The 1,900-nt window shown below is 34.2% G+C and carries 2 protein-coding genes and 1 pseudogene; 2 read left to right on the forward strand and 1 reads right to left on the reverse strand.

What is annotated here, in order from left to right:
• Positions 1 to 428: transposase (locus tag RCH19_RS14675; RefSeq protein WP_343023858.1), on the forward strand; the 428-nt coding region annotated here is incomplete at its 5' end.
• 447 nt (positions 429 to 875) lie between these two features.
• On the opposite strand, the gene RCH19_RS14680 is transcribed toward RCH19_RS14675, so the two are convergent.
• Positions 876 to 1,436, reverse strand: coding sequence for a Fic family protein (locus RCH19_RS14680; RefSeq protein WP_343023859.1), 561 nt, complete (start codon positions 1,434 to 1,436; stop codon positions 876 to 878).
• 228 nt (positions 1,437 to 1,664) lie between these two features.
• On the opposite strand from RCH19_RS14680, the pseudogene RCH19_RS14685 reads away from it, so the two are divergent.
• Positions 1,665 to 1,900: pseudogene (locus tag RCH19_RS14685) on the forward strand (IS1182 family transposase); the annotation flags it as partial.

A 1,900-nucleotide genomic window follows, 5' to 3' on the forward strand; every position in this document is an offset into this window, starting at 1 on the left:
ACCATAACATTGTAACTATTGTAGCGCATCCTGATCCAGGAAAAAGCAATGAAAACGGCACACAGCCTGCTTATTTGGTTGCCAAATTTAAATACGATAAACAAACCGATACCTACATTTGTCCACAAGGGGAAACTTTAAAAACTACGGGACGCTGGCATAAGAAAACAAGAGAGAAGGACAGTTATCAATTTAAGAAATACCGAACTCCAGCTTGCAAAACATGTCCTGTAAAATACCTTTGCACCGCAAGAACAGGCGGGCGAGAGATTGATAGGAGTGAGTATGCTGATGCTGTTGAAGAGAATAACCAGCGGTATCAGGAAAACCAGCAGTTGTACCGAAAACGTCAAGAGATTAACGAGCATATCTTTGGAACTTTCAAAAGATCCCGAAGCTTCGGGAGGGCTACAATCACACTAATTTAACGGGTTTAGAGAAAGTAAATGGCGAACACAGTTTAATTATGCTCGTGTACAACATCAAACGCTCCATAAACATTCTGGGCGTACCGGATTTAATAGCCAAACTTAGGAAATAAAATTCACCTTACATAACCAAAGGTTGTTTTGGTTTTAAAACGACCTATTTCACTCTTCGTAACGGCTTTATTGAAAATGAGTTACTAATTGCAGCCTAAAAAACAGCGTGCCGTAGAGCGGAGGAATTGAAGTTTACAAGAGTGTTTTTTAGAGAGAAATTGTGAAAAATCGAGGTTTTTTCACAGCCTGACGTCTTGGCGCTTTGCGAGGTTGGGGACTTAATAGCAGAGTATTTTCTGCCGAAACGAAGATATGATAAAAAACGCTAATTCCACTAAAACCCCAATCGCGCAAAACGGCTGTTACTAGCTGGCGCTTTATCCACAATATAAATTATTCTTCATCATCTTCTTTTTGATAACCTTCATAATAGTATGATTGTTCAATTCCTTTAAAAATCACTTCTCTGTTATTTATTTCTTCGCTTAAGTTATTATTTAATAAAGTTCTTAATTCCAAATCATTAATTGGACTTCTTTCCATTGCTTGTAAATAAAGAGATTTATCCACATATTGCCAATTGACTAATTTTTTAAGTTTAGTTTTCAGAATCATATCTAACCAAATTCGCATTGTTCTTCCGTTACCTTCCATAAAAGGATGAGCAATATTCATTTCTACATATTTGGCAACTATTTCTTCAAAAGTATTTTCAGGCATTTGCTCAATTTTGACTAAAATTTCATTTAGGTATAAAGAGTTTGCAAATCTAAATCCACCTTTTGATATATTCTTATTACGTACTTTGCCCGCAAAATCATATAATCCCTTAAATAAATAACTATGTATTTGATTTAAGCCTTTAGTAGTTCCAATTTCAATTTTGTTAATATCATCTGACTCAAATAAGCGATACGCATTTTCTAAACTCTTTTTGTCAATGTTTTTCATCATAATTCAGATTTATTCAACTATTAATTTCTTTGTCAAAAATACTTTAAATCTTTGTGAATTACTTTAAAATTGATTAGTTTTTAGAGGTTTTTTTGTGTTTTTATGCTGGTCTATATTCCGGTGCGGTGCGCTTGCTAGTAACGTCAGTCTGTGAAAAAACTTCAGTTTTGTTCTTCCAAAAACAGTCAAATTATTTTATTAAAAGGAAGAAAAGTTGTATATTTAATAATGCAACACATCACAGGAATACCGCGCAACCAAATGTGTTTTTCTAGTTTAGAAGACACTATTTCCTCAGAAAATCCTATCCGGTTTATAGATGCTTTTGTAGCAGCTTTATCTTTAGAAGCGTTGGGATTTTCGGTTCAAACGATCAAATCTGAAGGTCGTCCTAGTTTTGATACTAAAATCTTCCTTAAATTGTATTTGTATGGTTATCTCAATGGACTTCGCAGTTCTAGAAA

It is taken from the genome of Flavobacterium sp. PL12, assembly GCF_039123485.1.
Lineage (GTDB): Bacteria > Bacteroidota > Bacteroidia > Flavobacteriales > Flavobacteriaceae > Flavobacterium > Flavobacterium weaverense.